Source organism: Bradyrhizobium sp. HKCCYLS3077 (assembly GCF_051167555.1).
Classification (GTDB): Bacteria; Pseudomonadota; Alphaproteobacteria; order Rhizobiales; family Xanthobacteraceae; genus Bradyrhizobium.
Genome location: NZ_JBNPTH010000003.1, coordinates 650,715 through 667,162 on the forward strand (window position 1 = coordinate 650,715; position 16,448 = coordinate 667,162).

The 16,448-nt window shown below is 58.6% G+C and carries 20 protein-coding genes; 9 read left to right on the plus strand and 11 right to left on the minus strand.

The window, feature by feature from the left end; translation table 11 throughout:
- Positions 1–123: 123 nt before the first annotated feature.
- Positions 124–723 carry a hypothetical protein gene (locus ACQR0Z_RS14860; RefSeq protein WP_434919084.1) on the plus strand — a complete coding sequence of 200 codons (600 nt, stop codon included), beginning with the start codon at positions 124–126 and terminating at the stop codon, positions 721–723.
- A gap of 329 nt (positions 724–1,052) precedes the next feature.
- Here ACQR0Z_RS14860 and ACQR0Z_RS14865 read toward each other — a convergent pair whose 3' ends face one another.
- The 6 genes from ACQR0Z_RS14865 to ACQR0Z_RS14890 form a co-directional block, all read right to left on the minus strand.
- The gene (locus tag ACQR0Z_RS14865; protein WP_434919085.1) at positions 1,053–1,451 is read right to left on the minus strand and encodes a hypothetical protein; all 399 of its coding nucleotides are present in this window, start codon (positions 1,449–1,451) and stop codon (positions 1,053–1,055) included.
- Positions 1,452–1,600: 149 nt separating this feature from the next.
- Entirely contained in the window at positions 1,601–2,131 is a 531-nt protein-coding gene (locus ACQR0Z_RS14870; RefSeq protein ID WP_434919086.1) for a transglycosylase SLT domain-containing protein, read from the minus strand.
- Between the two features lie 11 nt (positions 2,132–2,142).
- Entirely contained in the window at positions 2,143–2,490 is a 348-nt protein-coding gene (locus ACQR0Z_RS14875) for an HNH endonuclease signature motif containing protein (protein WP_434919087.1), read from the minus strand.
- Positions 2,487–2,714, minus strand: a complete 228-nt coding sequence (locus tag ACQR0Z_RS14880) for a hypothetical protein (RefSeq protein ID WP_434919088.1) — start codon at positions 2,712–2,714, stop codon at positions 2,487–2,489. The genes ACQR0Z_RS14875 and ACQR0Z_RS14880 overlap by 4 nt, the downstream gene beginning before the upstream one ends.
- A 68-nt stretch (positions 2,715–2,782) precedes the next feature.
- Positions 2,783–2,956, minus strand: a complete 174-nt coding sequence (locus ACQR0Z_RS14885) for a hypothetical protein (RefSeq protein ID WP_434919089.1) — start codon at positions 2,954–2,956, stop codon at positions 2,783–2,785.
- Between the two features lie 11 nt (positions 2,957–2,967).
- Positions 2,968–3,366 carry a hypothetical protein gene (locus ACQR0Z_RS14890; RefSeq protein ID WP_434919090.1) on the minus strand — a complete coding sequence of 133 codons (399 nt, stop codon included), beginning with the start codon at positions 3,364–3,366 and terminating at the stop codon, positions 2,968–2,970.
- Between the two features lie 450 nt (positions 3,367–3,816).
- Here ACQR0Z_RS14890 and ACQR0Z_RS14895 point away from each other — a divergent pair, with 450 nt between their 5' ends.
- From ACQR0Z_RS14895 to ACQR0Z_RS14910, 4 genes are all read left to right on the plus strand, one after another.
- A complete protein-coding gene (locus tag ACQR0Z_RS14895) occupies positions 3,817–4,677 on the plus strand; it encodes a hypothetical protein (RefSeq protein WP_434919091.1) in 861 nt (286 codons plus the stop codon).
- A gap of 992 nt (positions 4,678–5,669) precedes the next feature.
- Positions 5,670–6,302, plus strand: coding sequence for a hypothetical protein (locus ACQR0Z_RS14900; RefSeq protein WP_434919092.1), 633 nt, complete (start codon positions 5,670–5,672; stop codon positions 6,300–6,302).
- A 102-nt stretch (positions 6,303–6,404) separates the two neighbouring features.
- Entirely contained in the window at positions 6,405–6,806 is a 402-nt protein-coding gene (locus tag ACQR0Z_RS14905; RefSeq protein ID WP_434919093.1) for a hypothetical protein, read from the plus strand.
- Positions 6,806–7,456 carry a hypothetical protein gene (locus tag ACQR0Z_RS14910; protein ID WP_434919094.1) on the plus strand — a complete coding sequence of 217 codons (651 nt, stop codon included), beginning with the start codon at positions 6,806–6,808 and terminating at the stop codon, positions 7,454–7,456. Before ACQR0Z_RS14905 ends, ACQR0Z_RS14910 begins: the two co-directional genes overlap by 1 nt.
- 162 nt (positions 7,457–7,618) lie before the next feature.
- Here ACQR0Z_RS14910 and ACQR0Z_RS14915 read toward each other — a convergent pair whose 3' ends face one another.
- The 5 genes from ACQR0Z_RS14915 to ACQR0Z_RS14935 form a co-directional block, all read right to left on the minus strand.
- Entirely contained in the window at positions 7,619–8,620 is a 1,002-nt protein-coding gene (locus ACQR0Z_RS14915; RefSeq protein WP_434919095.1) for a hypothetical protein, read from the minus strand.
- A gap of 1,759 nt (positions 8,621–10,379) precedes the next feature.
- Entirely contained in the window at positions 10,380–10,847 is a 468-nt protein-coding gene (locus tag ACQR0Z_RS14920; protein ID WP_434919096.1) for a hypothetical protein, read from the minus strand.
- A gap of 15 nt (positions 10,848–10,862) precedes the next feature.
- Positions 10,863–11,426 carry an antirestriction protein ArdA gene (locus tag ACQR0Z_RS14925; protein WP_434919097.1) on the minus strand — a complete coding sequence of 188 codons (564 nt, stop codon included), beginning with the start codon at positions 11,424–11,426 and terminating at the stop codon, positions 10,863–10,865.
- Between the two features lie 16 nt (positions 11,427–11,442).
- Positions 11,443–11,676 (minus strand): hypothetical protein, encoded by a 234-nt coding sequence (locus ACQR0Z_RS14930; RefSeq protein WP_434919098.1) that lies wholly within the window; start codon positions 11,674–11,676, stop codon positions 11,443–11,445.
- Positions 11,677–11,854: 178 nt separating this feature from the next.
- Positions 11,855–12,409, minus strand: a complete 555-nt coding sequence (locus tag ACQR0Z_RS14935; protein ID WP_434919099.1) for a hypothetical protein — start codon at positions 12,407–12,409, stop codon at positions 11,855–11,857.
- A gap of 722 nt (positions 12,410–13,131) precedes the next feature.
- On the opposite strand from ACQR0Z_RS14935, the gene ACQR0Z_RS14940 reads away from it, so the two are divergent.
- From ACQR0Z_RS14940 to ACQR0Z_RS14955, 4 genes are read left to right on the plus strand one after another with little or no spacing between them, the layout of a single operon-like run.
- Complete coding sequence (locus ACQR0Z_RS14940; RefSeq protein WP_315786937.1) at positions 13,132–13,731, plus strand: deoxynucleotide monophosphate kinase; 600 nt, start codon at positions 13,132–13,134, stop codon at positions 13,729–13,731.
- A gap of 4 nt (positions 13,732–13,735) precedes the next feature.
- On the plus strand, positions 13,736–14,308 hold the full coding sequence (locus ACQR0Z_RS14945; RefSeq protein ID WP_315741039.1) for a terminase small subunit: 573 nt from the start codon (positions 13,736–13,738) through the stop codon (positions 14,306–14,308).
- Entirely contained in the window at positions 14,298–14,483 is a 186-nt protein-coding gene (locus tag ACQR0Z_RS14950) for a hypothetical protein (protein ID WP_315741040.1), read from the plus strand. Before ACQR0Z_RS14945 ends, ACQR0Z_RS14950 begins: the two co-directional genes overlap by 11 nt.
- Positions 14,476–16,440, plus strand: a complete 1,965-nt coding sequence (locus ACQR0Z_RS14955; protein WP_434919100.1) for a phage terminase large subunit family protein — start codon at positions 14,476–14,478, stop codon at positions 16,438–16,440. Before ACQR0Z_RS14950 ends, ACQR0Z_RS14955 begins: the two co-directional genes overlap by 8 nt.
- The last annotated feature ends 8 nt before the right edge of the window (positions 16,441–16,448 follow it).

Sequence of the window (16,448 nt, forward strand, 5' to 3'; positions counted from 1 at the left end):
TTTGGCGCAGTTTTATCGCTGAGTCTGGCGATTGTTTTGATGGCCAATCCTTTCACGTTGCTACTATAACATGCTCGCACGTTACGGTAGTGTCGAGCTTGGGGACAACAGTTGGAGGGGGGTATGCCGGAAGAAATTAGGACGGGTGAAATTCCCGAAAAAGTCCGCAGCACGCTGAAGGACAACAATGTGAACTTGGACGACCCGGAAGTTAGACGGATCGTTTTGCTGACGATACGAACCTCGGGCGGACCGTCCTTTCGAACCGCACTACATGCGTACAGGCGTGGTTTTCTACGCGGTCTCACAAAAGAAATGGAAAAAGCGGCTGAAACAACGTCGCGCTTCGCTGCTCGCTTGACTTCTATCGCAATTATCGCGGGGTTGTTCTCAGCCGGGTCAAGTTTAGTGTCTGGATTTGAGCCATTCCGTGAGAGTCTGCAGGGGCTGCTAAGTGTAATCTATAAGTATCTTAAAACATCAAGCTTTATTAGCAGTACTGTGTATGCGCAATCTGGCGCGCCTGTCGGCATTCCACCTGCAGCTCAACTACTTGGTCCCGTGTTTGTTTACATAGTCTATGTACTTTTTTCGATTGGCTACGTCGTCTCGCTATTTGGTTTGTTTTTTGGCAAGCAGCCAAAGGACAAGGCAAACGCCATGGAAATTCTGCGGAACCTTACAGCATTTTTTATCGGAGCGATTAGTGGAAAGTTCGTTTGATGGTCCGTGTGTCGGATATCGCTTCCGCGGATCCGCATTTTTTAGTTAAGTTCAGATGGGACGATCATGACGGCCGGATGACGACTCCGGCCATGCACACTAGACGAAGCTGCGTTTCATCAATAGAAGACTATCAAGCGGTTCGGCGAAAGGGCAGGCGAGCAAGTGGACTCGTAGGCCTTCTCCCATTGGCTCGATGTTGCCTATGGCTAAATGCAGGCGCCGGTAACTTGGTCGTCAAAGCCAGCGTTGGGTCATTCGCTGTCGGCCTTTATGTGCGCAGAGGAAAATCCCGCTGGGCGGGCTTAAAGTTCACGTTGGAAGAGGGGTCAACTGTCGTCATTGGTCGCAGCCGCTACGACGGACTGAACCTCAATGCTGCTCGGCAGGCCGTTGAAAAGAAGCCTGCCTGCCTCGGTCGGCGCAGGCGCATCAATCCACAAATGCGGGACAGGGGCAGCATTTCCAAAGGCAACCGTCTTCGTCGACGACGCCCCCTTCGCGGCGGTGATCACCGGCGTTTCATAAGTGAGGGCGCACGCTCCCATGGACACGGCGCATACCAGCGCGGGGAGCCGCGCCATGCGGAGAAGCGTCGACCGGCTTTTCTCGCTCTCATAATGCCGTAGTGCGGTGGCGCAAATCTGACTGTCGGTCGGCCCCAACAACGTCTCTTCAGAACTACTAAGCGCAATGGCCAAGGCCAGTGCGTCGCCCTTGCTAATCACTTTAGACCGTCTCCTTGCGCCGTCTTTGGGCCGGCCGTGCCCCCCGGTGGTGAATGCCCCAGATCGATTGTCAGAGTACAATAATACCGCGATGTATTTCCGTCCAAGACCACCCGTCAATTGGAAAAGGACGGAAATAGTCGGGAAGGTTATGGAAACGTGTCGGCGCAACTCGGGCGCCGCACAGCGCAGCCGACGTGAGGGTCGACGTGCGTCGAGAGCAGCGGCTCCGTCTGCATTTCGGTGTCTCCCTCGTCAGTCAAATGCAGGCTGGCTGCACGCAAAACCTTGCGACCATAGGCAGTGCAGGCCGGCTGCCCATAGATCCCACGCTGATAGAGGCTGATGCCGGCGCAGCCAGCGCCGCCACGGCTGATAGCGATCTTCAGATAGCGAAGCCCGGCGTGCAGGCCGGTGCTGCAATCGTACAGATTTCCCGTTACGCCTACGGACCGCGCGGTGGCTGGCTTGACCTGCATGATTCCGCGCTCACCGGCGCGGCCCGTAAGGCGGCAGTTATAGTTGCTCTCCACGCGGATGACGGCATGAACAAGGGTACGCGGAAGTCCGTGCTGATCTGCGGCTGAGTTGATCAACTCCTCCAGTGCAGACCCAGCGGATGCAGGCATGGCAGTGGCGATCACGCTCGCGGCAGCGAGCGCGCCGATGAGGCGCTTCATGTCTCGTTCTCCTAGGCCGCAATCTCTTCGCAAACGAAGCGACGGGCTTCGTCGCGGCGACGCTGGTTTTCCTTATGCGTCACCATCTCCAGATGATCCGCGTTCACGCAGCGGCGTGAGCGGCAGCGATGATCGAGTTGCTTGCGGGGAGGGATCGGACCGTGTTCGAGCACGTACATCACGATATGGACGGCCATGGTGCCGCCATCGAGACACATCCTCGGATAGTCCTTTCCTCGCCCGGCGCTCCCCGACGTAGGCCCTGTCCAGATGTGACAGGGTGTATCGAGCATCGTTCCTTGCACGATCTCGACGCGAGACATCACCTTGTCTCGGATGCGGTCGCGGCGAGGGCTCATTTGGATAGCCCTATCTGCGCCTCCCGGCGCGCCTGCCGCTGCTTGAAGATCTGAATGTGGTAGGCGCGATTGCCCGGTGTGTCGGCAGTCGCGTAATTGACGCGCGAAAGTGCGTTGCGGGGCAGGCCGTCTTCGGTCCACGTATGGAGCAGTTCGGTGAAAGGATGGCCATTAGCGGCCATCCGGGAAACGATCTTCACGTCTACGTTGGTGAGCACGCGCATGATCAGGCGGCTTCGTGATCGGTGGTGACGCCCAGGGCCGCCAGTTTCTCGTCCACGACCGCGATCTGCTACTCGAGTACCAGCCTCACGTCTGGGAGCAAGCGCCCGATCAGATCGGGGCGGATGTCGTTGCCCTCAATCCGGACGCGGGGCAGAGAGCCGCGTGTAACGGAGGCGAGGCCGGTGAGGTAGGCGCGTTCCTTGATCAACTCTGCGACCGCGGAGAAGTCGTCCAGTTTCATTGGGGCCACCCTCAGCCGAACAAGGCGTTCTGATCAGCGTGGACTGCCGGAGCGCGCTTGATGCGGCCGGTTTCCCGCGAACCGGACTTAGCCGGCTCCGGGGCGGGAAGCGCCACCTCGGTCTCGCGATCCTTATGGCGCAGAAGGTGGGCTGACATGCCGCTTGCGTTCGGGCGGCACTCCCTGGTCTTGATCAGGACCCCGGCCTTGACGAGTTCGGTGCAGCGTGGGCGGATCGCGAAGGGTGTCTCGCGCAGGCGGTCGGCGATCTCGTCGGCAGTGAGCCGGTAGCCGGGAAGCAACAGGTTCTCGATCGCGGCGCGCAGCATCTTGGCGCGTCCGGCGATCTTCGTCCCAGCGTCCCTGGATGCCCCGCCGCCCTTCGATCCCGGCGTCGTCGGATAGGTCATATGCAAAGTTCTCCCGTTCGCGCTCAAGGCGCGTTTGTCAGACCAGCGATGGCGATGGCTGGTGTCGCTGCCTGCCGCCGAGTCGGCGGCGACCACGGGTTATTGATATATCCGTTATATCCGTTGCACAAGGACTTTGTGAGGGATGTGGGGATGGACAATCAGGTCGAAAAAACGGATATGCGCCGGGTGACCTCCGTGCGGTCCGTTATAGGAATTGCGAAAAGTCACAAGAATAGGAAATGGGTTTCCCAAGAAACCTCGGGGTTTCTTTTGAAAACCTCCCGCTATACGGGTTGCAAAAACGGGGTTTTCGGGGTTTTGGGTTTATGATGTAAGAATCTAGTATTCTTGTAACTTATCTTATCCGGTGAAGTGACAATAATGGTGGAGTTATAGGATAGAAACCCGAAACCCCGGGAACTTCCTTCGCGACGGACGTAAGAACGGATGAAATTCAAACACGAGACGGCGTCGTGGGTGACCACGGTGGGCGGCATGGTCCTGCCGGACGAAGGGCTGACCCTGAGCGCCTTCGGCGCGGCCTTGCGGGTCGCGCCAGATCGGGCCGAGCAGGCTGCCCGGTATCTGCACCGCAAGCGGCTGGTCTTCGTCTCGAAGCGCTGCGGTCATTTGCGGGTCCTGCCGGTGTCGGCAATGCGGCTGCGTGGTCGGCCGAGAGGCGTGATGCCGATGGGGCCGAAGCTCGACCCCCGCCTTGTTGGGCTCCTCACCGAAGCGCATCCGATCTTCCTGTCGGTGAAGGAGATGCGCCGGGACATGCCGACCGACTGGAGGGATCGCCCCGAGCTGCGTGCCGAGCTGTCGGACGGCGTCGCCGGGCAGAGCGATCGGATCATGAAGCTCTGCCGTCGCTTCCTGGCCGTCCACGGGACGCACCTAGCGGGGCTCCGTGAGGCGCTGTGGCTCGATCAGGCGGACATCATGCCCCTGATCGCACAACGCCACCCAGCGCTCGCCCTGGGCGGCCCTGATGCCCTCCCAGCTCCGGGGGTGGACAGCCAGGCCAAGCGGGTCTCGAAGAGCCTGAGCCCCAAGGATCGCGTCCTGGCCTACGTCCGCGAAGCGGGGCCGAACGGCATCACGGTTTCGGATATCAGTTTCAATTTCGGCAACAGGCTCAAGCGTCCGGCGCTCAATGAGATCGTGGCGACCCTGGAGAGCGTCGCCCAGGTGATCGTGGTCGAGTGCCGCACGGCATCGCGCGGACGCATGGGCGTCCGCCTGTTCGATCCCGTGCATGGAGAGCCCAACGTCCTGCCGGACGGGCGGCTGGTACTGTCCGAGTAAACATCCGCAGTTGTGCTACGGGCGCTGACCCAATCGCTTTGGCGGTGGGCCGCAACTATTCCCCGGTGAGTCGATCACGATAACGGGCTCACTTTCTACTCGGCGTCTCCAATCGGCGGGCGAGCTATGCGGTAAGTGGTCACCGTGCCCTGTACCGAAGAGAAGTGTGCGCTGGGTAGTATGACGATCGGAACTACAATCTTGAATAGAGCTATGAAAGCGTGCAGTCTATGTAGTGTTACAGCTCTCATACATCACAAGGGAGGATATCGTGTGGAGGTCACTTCTTCCTCTAATGACTTTGCTGATTAGCCAGTCTGCGTCCGTACAAGCTCAGAGCATCTTTGCTCCAATCTTCGCATGTAATGCGGATCAGAGAAGGGGCTACACTGCTGACCCTGTGACTCTTGAGCCCGGCCAAGGGCTAGAGAGACAACAGTGCGTGCTGGTGCCACGGCAAGTGATCGTCACCAAGTGGGCATGCGAGTTTGCGAAGGACAAGAAGGCCGAGTTCTGTCACGGGTTCCAAAACGGTGCCTGCCCAAGCGTCGGTTGGGTATGGCCTGTTAGGCCCGAACAGTACAGCGCGGGAAATTTCAACGCTTACTGTTTGACCGGTCACCAGGACTCTGGCCACGAATGGAGATACTTTAGAATTTGGCTCTACAACGACCAGATCAGAGTAGCATACGCGAACCCGCGCCCCTTGGGAAGGTGGGCGCGGAGATTCAAGGATCGGCAGTGAACTGAACAATTGATCTTGTCAGTAACCGATGGTCGGGGTCATGGATTGGAGGGCTCCGACCATTTATTCGCAATGTTGCATTACCGATAGTGCAGACGGAGGGCTGAAAGAGCATGCCCTGAGAAAGCAGGCTGGTAGAGACCCTGTTCGGCTAACAGCTCCAACTGTCCGTCTCTCACCAGAACGACAGGCTGTGTAAAAAGTGCTATCAGCGCGAAGTTGATTGCCCCACAAGAGAGTTCCGGTCGTGTTTGATTACTTGAACAAGCATGCTTCGGCGATATCGCTAGCGACGATCTCAACTCTTGCGATCTTCAATGTTGGCTACTTTTGGAAGATTGGTATTCACTTCTTGGGATTGATTGATATCAGCAATCTAGTTTACTCGCTCGGTGTCTCGTTGACTGCTATTTCGATCGGAGGAGCCATCACGGCAATTGTCGTGCGAGCGAGCTCTGCGTGGCTGCAAATACTACTTGCAGGGATCGGTGCGACGGTTTCAACTTGGGGAATTGTCTACTTTCAACCCAGAACTCTAGATCCTCAATTGCCCCAGAATTTCGCGATATTGATTGGCTTCATTCTTCCCTGGGCCGCGTTTACAGGCAGACTGATTGCGCTAGATCATGCGCAGAAATGGTCTAATCTGGCTTGGGTAGGGCTTGGTTGGTGGACCATTATATTCCAAGCGGGCATTTGCCAAGTCTCGATAGAGTTGGCCGATCGATTCATGTACGTTGTCAACACCAAGGCAGGCGTAATCGTCGATGCGAGGATTCTCCGGTCGTCTTCTGCTGGCCTTTTGCTGGTGGTGGATAAGCGGATTACGTTCATACCTCAAGGCGAGATCAGAGCAGTCAGTCTTCAGAATCCCGAATAGGAACTGTTGGGATTTTCGTCCCTCCTGGACCGTTGTCCCAATCGAAAATGCGTCGAAGTTGGCTGCGGAACTAAGGCTATCGGATTAGTCTCTTACGCGCCGGTGATCCGCTTCACCCTGCGGATCATGGAAACTCGCATTGTCAACACCATCCCCGAGTGGCGCTATCAGGCCGCTGTCATTGCCCGCCTCCACGAGATGGAGGACCGTGGCTTGCCGTTCACATGCGCCGGCGACATGAACCGCGCGAAGCGCGGTCGTCGCGAGCGCATGGAGGCAAAGGTCACGGGGATGACCGCCGGTGAGGCCGACGTGCGGGTCTACATGTTCGGCGGCCGTCTGCTCTCGATCGAGCTGAAGACACCCACCGGCTCGCGCTCGAAGGCGCAGAAGGATCGGCACAAGAAGCTGATCGCGCTCGGCTTCACCATCGTCACGCTGAAGGCTGACACCCCTGAAGAGATGGCCGACATGGTCGAGCAGATCGTGCGGGAGCATCTCTGATGCAACTCACGCTGAAACTCGACGACGCGGAGTGGCGCAAGCGCATCGAGCAGTTGCGCACGAGCAGCGTCAACACGGCAACAGCGAAGGCCCTCACGTTCACCGCGAAGGACGCCCAGGCTGCCTTGAAGGCCGAAGTGCCCGGCCTGTTCGTGCTTCGCCGCAACTGGATTCTCACGGGCATCCGCATCCGGCCTGCCAACGGCAATAAGCTCACCGCCGTCGTCGGCTCGATCGACAAGTACATGGAGCGCCATGTTGTCGGCGCTGGCGCGGACAAGCACCCCGACAACAAGCTGTCGATCCGCAGTAGGCGAGACCCATCAACCGGACGACTCGCCACCGGCGGCATTCTGATCAAGCCCTATGGCTCGATCGCGAGCGCGCCGATCCATACGGTTGTGCGCCGCCAGTTGAAGCGCATGGATGGGCAGAGGAAGAAAACGTTCCAGGTGAAGGGCAAGGACGGGAAGGTGTTCGTCGTCCGCCGGAAGGGCAGAGCGCGCAAACCGCTCCAAACCCTTGCCGTGCTCCAGAACGAAGCGAAGATCGTGAAGGTGTGGGACTTTAAGGGCACCGTGTCCGGCGTCGTCGAGGCCCGTTTCCCGCGTCACTTCTTCCGCGCGATCCTCGGTGCCTCGGAGCGGTAGGGACGGGAGCCGCCGGGACGCCCAGGCCGGCGTTGCGATGTCCGCAGTCCGGTTGCAACCAGGAGGAGGCCACTGGCCGGCCCGAAAGCAGCATTTGACCCAACGCGGCCTTGCGTCTTAACGGCTGTTGTTTCGCATCAGACTCAATACCCGGCCGACAATTTAGCATTCGCCAAATTGGTCTTTGGCCCGAATGATAAAATTTAATTCTCTTGCCGGACCTGCCATTTCTGACTTTAACAGCTCCGCCCTTCGGTTTGTTAAAGCCACGATGTCTCGTGCCACCTTTCCCCATCGGATCCTTGCCAGATTTTCCAGGGCTTCAACCGTTGCGACAAATACCGCTCCAAATGTTCCCATTGTACTCTCAATCCGATGGGCCTTGAGATGCTGCGACTGTTGAAAAAGAAGCCACTCCAACTTCTCCTCTGCTTCTCTTAGCGGAAGCTGCATCCGCGATGTTTCCGCCATCCACAGCCTCAATCCCGCAAGATAGCCTCGCGCCTCTGGATCATTTCTGAAGTCAATAATCTGCTCCCATGGTGTCATGTCCGAGGGCACGGGAAGGTTCTTCAATACTACATCAGTTAAGTTTGTTTGTTGAAATGAGCCCTTCGATTTCCATTGATCTGGAACGACGAAACTCTCAGATATCACTGGGGTTGCATCGACACCCTTTGATCTGAACGAATTAGCAAGCACGCGCGAGGCAAATTGTGCGTGAGTGGTTAGATGACCGACCGCTTCTGTTATTTTTATATTACGTCGCTCTTCAATCATTTTCGTATTGCGCTCAGAGGTCGGCGTTGTTGCTAATGCGTCTTTGAATGCTTCGCTTGTCCTAAGGCCAGCATTGATCGCAATTAGCGCCATCTGAAAGTCGACACTCGTCATAAGGGGGGTGTCTGTCTCCTTCAGTTCATCCATGATTTTAAGAGTTGCGTCCTCGATATCGCCAGCGTCGCGTAGTAAGCCATGATCCTCCAAATATTCGATGTCATTTATCATTTCTTCGAACGCCGTGTGGCGATGGCGAACACCATGAATTAGACATTTGGTGAAGGCAAGGTTCACAAGTAGTACTTGGTCAAATAACAATAGTTTATGCTTCAACGAGATAGGAAGCAGGTCTCCTGAAATTGCTATACAATTAGAGCCGGTCATTTCTGCGCTCGTCGACTACGGATTGGCTTGACCAGTCCATGGTTGCAAATGCAGTCCCATAAGACAAGAGTCGCTGTTTCGCCGTAGGTCCGATCCCGGCCCATCTCGGACCTCCCGCCTGGTGCCCGCTGTCCGAGTGCAACCCGACGTTAGCGCCTATGGAATAGCAGGGGAGATCTAGACGGTTGGCGGAGACCTTACCGGTCTCCCAGCAGAATCTCTCACTCGCGGGAAAAATTTTTTTCGCAGGTGCTCTCGCGGGAGATCGACTCCCCCGATTCCTCGATCCGGCAACTTCGATCGCTGGCACATGCCCGGCAACATTATTACGGCCGGATCGGGCTGAAAAATCCTTCTCACACGCCTAGAGGGTCGTCGGACCATGGGCGCTTTGGATGCCTCGCGCCGCGCCAGCGCGCGCCGCCTAGCGCGGTCCCGACACACGGCCGCTACTTAGACCCCGCAACGAGACACGCGCCAGCGGCCTCCTAATGGCTTCCTGCCCGTGGTCGCAAATCGCGCGCGGGACAGCGTCACAGCGCCCTAGCGGTTGCCGATTAGTCGCCATGGTGCGACGCCTTGTCACAGCCTTGTTAACACGCGCGCGCGTTCGATCACGCCGCAAACCGCACGGCGGACCGTAGCGCGCGCCGCTATGGCCGCGCGTCATCGGCTGATTCCCTCCTATCGATCGCGCCGAAGGCGCATAGCGAAACGGCCGCACAATCGAGGCGCGGCCGTTCTTCCTATGCGCTAGCTAGATCCTGCATGCGGCTGATAGCGGGAGTCCGCGTTTGAGCATGACAAAGAACGGGGCTTGTTCGTCCGGACGGCGGACTAAGAGCGCGTCAAATCCCGCGCGCCCCGCTGGCATGCGAGAAAGCAGGTAAGCAGGCTTTCCCCATACGCAAAGCGGCGTTAACGCCTCGCGCGCGGCACCGTCTCCGAAGCGACCGTCAAACGCCTCTAGGTTGGCGTCTGTTGGCGCTTCAATGATCTTGTTCACGTCACTAGCAGACGGTGCCGCATAGGCGGGACAGGCGAGCGCGACCAATGCCGCGCAAACGAGATGCTTCATTCCGTTGTACTCTCGACTAGGCCGCACCGTGCGGCCTTCCCAACGCCTTAAGGCGGGTAAGCGTGCGCCACCCGCCAAAACGCCGATTGAGGAGCGTGCTAGCCGTGTTTGCGTCGGCTTGCGGCAAATCTTCGGACTTCGCTAGGCGAGTACCAAAAGATCATGCCGAACGTTCCGCGCCACGCGTGACCGGCTGACACCGCGTCGTCTTCAGCCTTCCGAAGTGCCACGCTCGTTTGGATGTCAGCCGATAGCAGCCGCAAGCCTTCCGGCTCATTGGCTAGGGCAGTCTCTAAATCCGAGTGGCGAACGTTGCCGTAGCCGTTTGCAATGGCCCAATCGCAGAGCGCCTTAGACGCCGCATCCCATTTTTCGCGCGCGCGCTCGCAAAGCCTGCGGTGTGAAAGTCCCATGGTTTTCAGCCTTTCACGCCATGCGCGTATATGATCGTTAGGTTACGGCCGTGTCTGTCTCGAACGCAGACATGGGCGCTGTCACCATCGAACCACCATGCACCACCCGCGCGATCGAACGCCTTCCGCCAACGAAACGGGAGAGCAGCGCGGACCGCGTCGTTATCGGGGCGGTAGGGGATTCCCGCGTCATAAAAGCCGACTAAGCCGGCTTCCTTGCCGGGTACGGTGCAGCCTCTAAAGCCTGCACCATTAATCCGGAATGTGATCATGCGATGCACACCTTCCCGGCTTCCGTGTAGAAAAGATCAACAGTCGAATAGCGGCAAGCGTCGCTCAACTTGTCGCCGATATCGCCGAGTCCACGGTCCCAAAATCCGCAACCGTGACCATTGCGCGTGTACCAATAATCATTTCCCGCGCGGTCCGCGTCATAGCGTGGCGTTTCGTAAGCAGCCTCTAAGAGTGCTTCGTTTTCCCGTTGGAAAGCCTCGCAATCGGCGATGATTTCGGCGAGCGCGTCGGCTGACAAATCATCGAATCCCGCATCTTCAGGAACGGAGCCACTAACGCGGCCTTCCATCAACGCTTTTTGGCTTGCATCTGAAAACCATTCCTCCGATTCATAGTCGTGACAAGTCTCAGTGAAGAACATTGCCGCAATGTAACCACGCGTGAACGCGTCAAGCTTTTCAAAGGCGCGGTAATCGTTCACGTTCAAGATAAATTCTGGCATCGGTCCGCGTCCTAATTAGTGGTTCCAAAAAATGTAAAGCGAGTAATCATCGGCATGTCGGATGCCGCTGAAATCGCCGCTAACCTCAAGGTCGTGTCCGATGCCTGCCCAATCGATGCGGCCTTGCAGCCAATCGGGAATGCCGCTTAGGTCGTGACACTCCGGAATGAACTCTTCAGCGAATGACTGCCAAGAGTCGTATTTCCCCCGGTAGTTGTCCGATATGAAGCTTTCCGCGTCGCTTGCGTTCGCGTCGCTCATTGCCTCGCGAAGAACGGCAAGCGGAATGCCGTGCTCTTCAGCAACTTCGTTGATTGCGAAGATTTCGGCGATTTCGGCGAATCCCGTGTACTCCTCTAGCTTGCCGAAACCCTCATGATCATGAATCGCCCATTCTTCAGCGCTCGGAACAAATTCGCCTGTTTCGGGATGCTTCACTTTGACGTTCGGGAAAGGCGAGGCGCGCAACATCGCGTCAATCGCGTCCTGCATTGCGTCGATATCATCAGACGCATCAACCCAAACGCCGTGCAAGCGGCCGTTGTTATAGGAGGCGAGGCAAGCGGCATAAAATCGCATTGGTGGAGTCCTTAGTTCAGAAAATCGGGCGGGATTGATCAGGCGAAACCTCGCAAGAGACGACGCGGAGCACCGCGATTCCCTTGCCGTGTAGTTCGGCGATTTTTGCGCGTGTCAGCTTGCAGGCGAGGCGCGCGCGGTCTGTTGCGCGCTCGCATGCCTTTTCCGCGTCGGCTGCAAAAAGCGTAATGTGCCAGTCTGTGCCCGTGGAAAGACGGCGGACCGTGACGTTAAAGCGAGTGCTAGGCATGGCTTAGGACTCCCATGCCGCATGCGAGCCGAACGCGTCGAAAATGTCAGCGCGCTCTTGCCGGGCCTGCCTGATGCTTTCGAGCAAATCAGCAACCGCACCGCGCAACGCCTTACACGTTGCGGGACCAAACGAGCGCATACGGGGCTTTAGTTCTGCGATCAAAGCGAGGCATTGCTTACGCTCGCCGCTGATATGGTCCGCCAATTCGTCGAAACGAGCGCGCGCTAGTGACGCGCTGATAGTCGCGTTCGGCAGCGGCGTAACGGTCCGCCAAATGATCAGCCCAAATCGCGGCCGTGGTTTCGTCTTCCGTGGACTCAAACGACACAATGGCGGGACCATTGTTGTACGGGTCCGCGATGCCAGCCACTAGCAGCGCGCGGCCGTTGCGCGAGGGCAGGCGGAACACAACACCGCGCGCCTTTTCGCCCATGCCTTCGTCATCAAGAAACCATCCCGTATGACGGACCGAACGCGGCGCGATGTTGTCAGCGAAGCCGACAAAGCGGAGTCCGTATTGGTCGGGAGTCTCAATCCAGCGGCAGAAATCGCCGCCAACCTTGAACGGCGCGCCAACGGTCGCGGCGGGGATAAAAGAGGGATAGCCAATTCCCCATGCCTTGCCGCTGGCGACATTGGCGCGCGCCCAATGGAGCGCGAAGCCGCAGTCACGAGTCGGATAAGCGAGGCGGATTCTGCGGTATTCGTTCAAGAGCGCTGAATCGAGCATTTGGCTTTCGTCCGTTGGCTTGGCGGGACTGTCCCGCCAGTGTCCGTCTTAGGCCACACAATGCAGCGGACCGTCAAACGGATTTAAAGGACAAAAAGGCCGCTACCGGCGTTTGACCGGACGGCGAGGGCAATTGCACCTGTGAAACGAGCGCGCGCGCCAAAAAAACGTCGAAATATCAGAGTGATAGCTTTGATTTGGAGCGCGTTTAGCGCCTCGCGATCTTTGGCGCGCTAGCATCGCGCTTCGCTGTCGCCGTTATGAGCTAAGTCATTGGGATAACGCCATAATCCGGCGTCTATCAGCGGCGTTTCAATGGCCCAATTGGCGACGACCCGCAACCGATGGTAGCGGCGATTTCATCCCTTCTTACGCCAAAACAGCACCTTTGTCCTATTTGATCATTACTCAAGAGAATATCCTTCGTTTGTGCGGTGCAAAAAGGGTATTTGGGTCCTTCCAGGGCGCCCCCCAGGGCGGGTGACGCGCGACCTCGACACATTTCTAGGTGCGAATTTTCAAAAGGCGGTTGTTGTTCCTAGGACACCCCTTTTCGGGGAGCATACTTCCGCGTGTGCCGAATAGGTATTCTTGCGAGTTTGCGGCGGATAAATTGCAAAACTGTCCGTTGGGCAATGTGCAGGGCTCGAAGGATACCAAAGTAACCTCGAAAGAAATAATCCGGTGGGAGACCGTATGGCCCCAACGGAGCAATCGAGCGAATGATCATCGTCGGCATCAAGGGGCTGATCGGGTCCGGCAAGACCACGGTGGCTCGGTATCTAATCGAGCACCACGGCTTCGTGCGTGGCCGGTTCGCTGGCGCGCTGAAGGAGATGCTGCGCGCCTATCTGGCCTACCGGGGTTGCGACCACCGGACCACCGAGCGCCTGGTTGAGGGTGATCTGAAGGAAACGCGCACCGATTGGCTCGGAGGCAAGTCGCCCCGCGAGGCGATGGAGTGGCTGGGCGGCTCGGGTCGCGACTATATGGGCGAAGACTTCTGGATCGATACGGAGGCCGACAAGCTTCTGTTCGAGAGCCCCACGCGTGTCGTGGTCGAGGATGTCCGCCACGCCAACGAGGGCGTTTGGATCGGCCATCAAGGCGGCATGGTTCTGGAGGTGATCCGTCCAGGCCAGATGCCGCAAGATCACCGCACCGAGCGCGCCCAGGCCGACGTTAAGTCGGACCGCTGCGTATTGAACTATGACGGCGATCTCGCTTCGACCTTTCGCCAGATCGATATCGTGGTCCGCGACCTGATCGCCAAAAACGTCGAGCCCGGCTTGCCACCGATGCAGTTGCAGCCGGTGCGGTAGCGCCATGGGAACAATCGTCAATCGCCAAGAGCTTGCGGACATCCTGGGCTACTCGCTTCCGACCATCAGCTCATGGACGGAGGACGGCATGCCGGTGAAGTCGCAGGGCAGCCGGGGAAAGCAGTTCGAGTATGACACCGCCGAGTGCGTGAAGTGGCTACTCGCGCGAGCGCGCGGCGAGGCGAAGGCCAAGACAGCCGCGACCGTGAACGATGGCGGCGACGACATCACCATGGACAAGGCGCGGCTCCGCAACGAGATCGCGAAAGCGAAGCTATCCGAGTTGGAGTTGGCCCAAGAGATGGGTCTTGTCCGGCCGATCGACATGGTCGTGAAGGTGCTGAGCAACGAGATCGCGAACGCGCGGGCTCGCTTGCTCGGCATTCCGTCGAAGCTACGGCCTGCGATCCAGCTTGAAGTTGGCTCGCCCGAAGGGACGAAGACGCTCGTGAACGAAGTCGAGCGCCTGATCCTCGAAGCCCTCAACGAAATTAAGTCCTACGCCGACGCGCCGATCGAGGAAGAGCCGCACGCCGAGCCCCAGGACGAACCGGAAGTGACCGCAGATGGCGAGTAGCGAGTTCAAACCTTCTTGGATGCGGTGGCCGCCGAACAGTTGCGAGGTGTGCACCGGCTGGGAAAAGCAGGACGACTGGATTGGAGTCTGCAAGCGCGCGGAGTCGATCCATTGCGGCGAGCGCACGGACGCGCGCCAGCGTTGCTTTGAATACAAGCGCAAGCCCGATGCCTGAAGCTATCGCCGTTCTGGCCGAGTATGGAGCCGATCCCGCGTATGAGACGCGACTTCGCGCCCAGGTGCGCCAGATCATCGCACAAAGCTTCAGTCCGCCGCCGGACCTAACCGTTTCGGAATGGGCGGACGAATACCGCGTGCTCTCGCCGGAGGCTTCATCGGAGCCGGGCAAATGGTCCACGGCACGCGTCGAGCCGTCGCGCGGCATCATGGACGCCTTCGCCGATCCTGAGATCGAGATCATCACTTGCATGGTCGCGGCTCAGACGGTGAAGACAGAAGTCATCAACAACGTCGCGGGTTATCACGTCCACCTCGATCCTTGTCCGATGCTTATCCTGCAACCGACGTTGCAGATGGCAGAGGCATACTCGAAGGATCGTCTCGCGCCGATGATCCGCGACACGCCCGAGCTCGCCGCGAAGCTCGGCAACGCTGCGCGCGACTCCGAAGACACGATCCTCCACAAGAAGTATGCGGGCGGCCATATCACGATGGCGGGTGCAAACTCGCCCGCGTCGCTCGCGTCGCGTCCGATCCGCATACTGCTCTGCGACGAAGTCGATCGCTATGAGGCGAGCGCCGGTAAAGAAGGCGATCCCGTCTCGCTGGCGATCGAGCGCACCACGACGTTCTGGAATCGCAAGATCGCGCTGGTCTCGACGCCGACGATTAAGGGCGCGTCGCGTATCGAGGCGTCCTATGAGGAGAGCGATCAGCGGCGCTTCTTCGTGCCGTGCCCGGAATGCGGCCACATGCAGCAATTGCAGTGGAAGCAAGTCCGCTGGCCGGACGGCAAGCCGATGGAGGCGCGCTATCACTGCGAATACATGGACCCTAAGACCGGCGAGCTTTGTGATCGCGCCTGGAGCGAGGCCGAGCGGCTGAAAGCGATCTCGCGCGGTGTTTGGATCGCCACGCGCCCGGAGGTAAAGGGGCACGCGGGATTTCACCTCAACCGTATCGCTTCACCGTGGCGTGCCCTGGGCGAGATGGCGCGCGACTTCGTGCTCGTGCGCAAGCACCCGGAGCGGTTGAAGACCTGGGTCAACACCCGGCTTGCCGAGACTTGGGAGGAGCGCGGGGAGCGTGCGAACCCGGACAGCATCTATGGCCGCCGCGAGGAGTATGATGCTGCTGTCGTTCTGCCGTTCGGCGTCGGCACGATCACCGCGTCGGTCGATATTCAGGACGACCGGGCCGAGATCGAGTGGTGTGGATGGGGTGCGGACGACGAGTCGTGGTCACTCGACTACAAGGTGCACTACGGCGTCCCCAACACGCCGGGATTTTGGGAAGTCATCGATAATGCCTTGCTTCGGACTTTCCGGCACCCAGCGGGCGTTGAGATGCGGGTCGAGGCTTCGTGTATTGACTCGGGCGGACACTTCACCCAGCACGTCTATAACTTCGTTCGTACTCGCATGGGGAGGCGCGTGTACGCTATCAAAGGCATGGCTGGTCCCGGTCGGCCGATCTGGCCGGTAAAGGGCACCGTCAACAAAGCGAAGAACGTAACCATTTTCGTCCTGGGCGTCGATCAGGCGAAAGACATGCACTATAAGCGCCTGGAAATTCAGGAGCCGGGGCCTGGATTTTGCCATTTCCCGATCGCCGAGCACTATGACAAGAAGTATTTCGACGGATTGACCGCCGAAAAGGCAGTACTGAAGACCGACAAGAAGGGTTTCACCGTCAAGGAATGGCACAAAGTCCAACAGCGCAACGAGCCGCTGGACCTGCGCGTTTACAACATCGCCGCACGGCTCTCCCTCGGCATCAATATGGAGCGTCGCATGATGGCGCTCCGCGCTGCGGCGGCCCACGTTCTGAATGCTGCACCTGTGCAGTCAAAGGGCGTCCGGGAGGAGGAGCCGCGCCAGTCGCGGGAAGAAGTAGCAACGCGCAGCCACGCACCCAGGCGGCGCATCCGCAGCCGTGGTGTGCAGTCGTGAGGAGCGAC

What these genes read in the sequence shown, in the direction of transcription:
- ACQR0Z_RS14860 (WP_434919084.1), top strand. Translation starts at nt 124, where the DNA reads ATGCCGGAAGAAATTAGGACGGGTGAAATTCCCGAAAAAGTCCGCAGC.
- ACQR0Z_RS14870 (WP_434919086.1), bottom strand. Translation starts at nt 2,131, where the DNA reads ATGAAGCGCCTCATCGGCGCGCTCGCTGCCGCGAGCGTGATCGCCACT.
- ACQR0Z_RS14875 (WP_434919087.1), bottom strand. Translation starts at nt 2,490, where the DNA reads ATGAGCCCTCGCCGCGACCGCATCCGAGACAAGGTGATGTCTCGCGTC.
- ACQR0Z_RS14880 (WP_434919088.1), bottom strand. Translation starts at nt 2,714, where the DNA reads ATGCGCGTGCTCACCAACGTAGACGTGAAGATCGTTTCCCGGATGGCC.
- ACQR0Z_RS14885 (WP_434919089.1), bottom strand. Translation starts at nt 2,956, where the DNA reads ATGAAACTGGACGACTTCTCCGCGGTCGCAGAGTTGATCAAGGAACGC.
- ACQR0Z_RS14890 (WP_434919090.1), bottom strand. Translation starts at nt 3,366, where the DNA reads ATGACCTATCCGACGACGCCGGGATCGAAGGGCGGCGGGGCATCCAGG.
- ACQR0Z_RS14895 (WP_434919091.1), top strand. Translation starts at nt 3,817, where the DNA reads ATGAAATTCAAACACGAGACGGCGTCGTGGGTGACCACGGTGGGCGGC.
- ACQR0Z_RS14910 (WP_434919094.1), top strand. Translation starts at nt 6,806, where the DNA reads ATGCAACTCACGCTGAAACTCGACGACGCGGAGTGGCGCAAGCGCATC.
- ACQR0Z_RS14915 (WP_434919095.1), bottom strand. Translation starts at nt 8,620, where the DNA reads ATGACCGGCTCTAATTGTATAGCAATTTCAGGAGACCTGCTTCCTATC.
- ACQR0Z_RS14920 (WP_434919096.1), bottom strand. Translation starts at nt 10,847, where the DNA reads ATGCCAGAATTTATCTTGAACGTGAACGATTACCGCGCCTTTGAAAAG.
- ACQR0Z_RS14925 (WP_434919097.1), bottom strand. Translation starts at nt 11,426, where the DNA reads ATGCGATTTTATGCCGCTTGCCTCGCCTCCTATAACAACGGCCGCTTG.
- ACQR0Z_RS14930 (WP_434919098.1), bottom strand. Translation starts at nt 11,676, where the DNA reads ATGCCTAGCACTCGCTTTAACGTCACGGTCCGCCGTCTTTCCACGGGC.
- ACQR0Z_RS14935 (WP_434919099.1), bottom strand. Translation starts at nt 12,409, where the DNA reads ATGCTCGATTCAGCGCTCTTGAACGAATACCGCAGAATCCGCCTCGCT.
- ACQR0Z_RS14940 (WP_315786937.1), top strand. Translation starts at nt 13,132, where the DNA reads ATGATCATCGTCGGCATCAAGGGGCTGATCGGGTCCGGCAAGACCACG.
- ACQR0Z_RS14945 (WP_315741039.1), top strand. Translation starts at nt 13,736, where the DNA reads ATGGGAACAATCGTCAATCGCCAAGAGCTTGCGGACATCCTGGGCTAC.
- ACQR0Z_RS14950 (WP_315741040.1), top strand. Translation starts at nt 14,298, where the DNA reads ATGGCGAGTAGCGAGTTCAAACCTTCTTGGATGCGGTGGCCGCCGAAC.
- ACQR0Z_RS14955 (WP_434919100.1), top strand. Translation starts at nt 14,476, where the DNA reads ATGCCTGAAGCTATCGCCGTTCTGGCCGAGTATGGAGCCGATCCCGCG.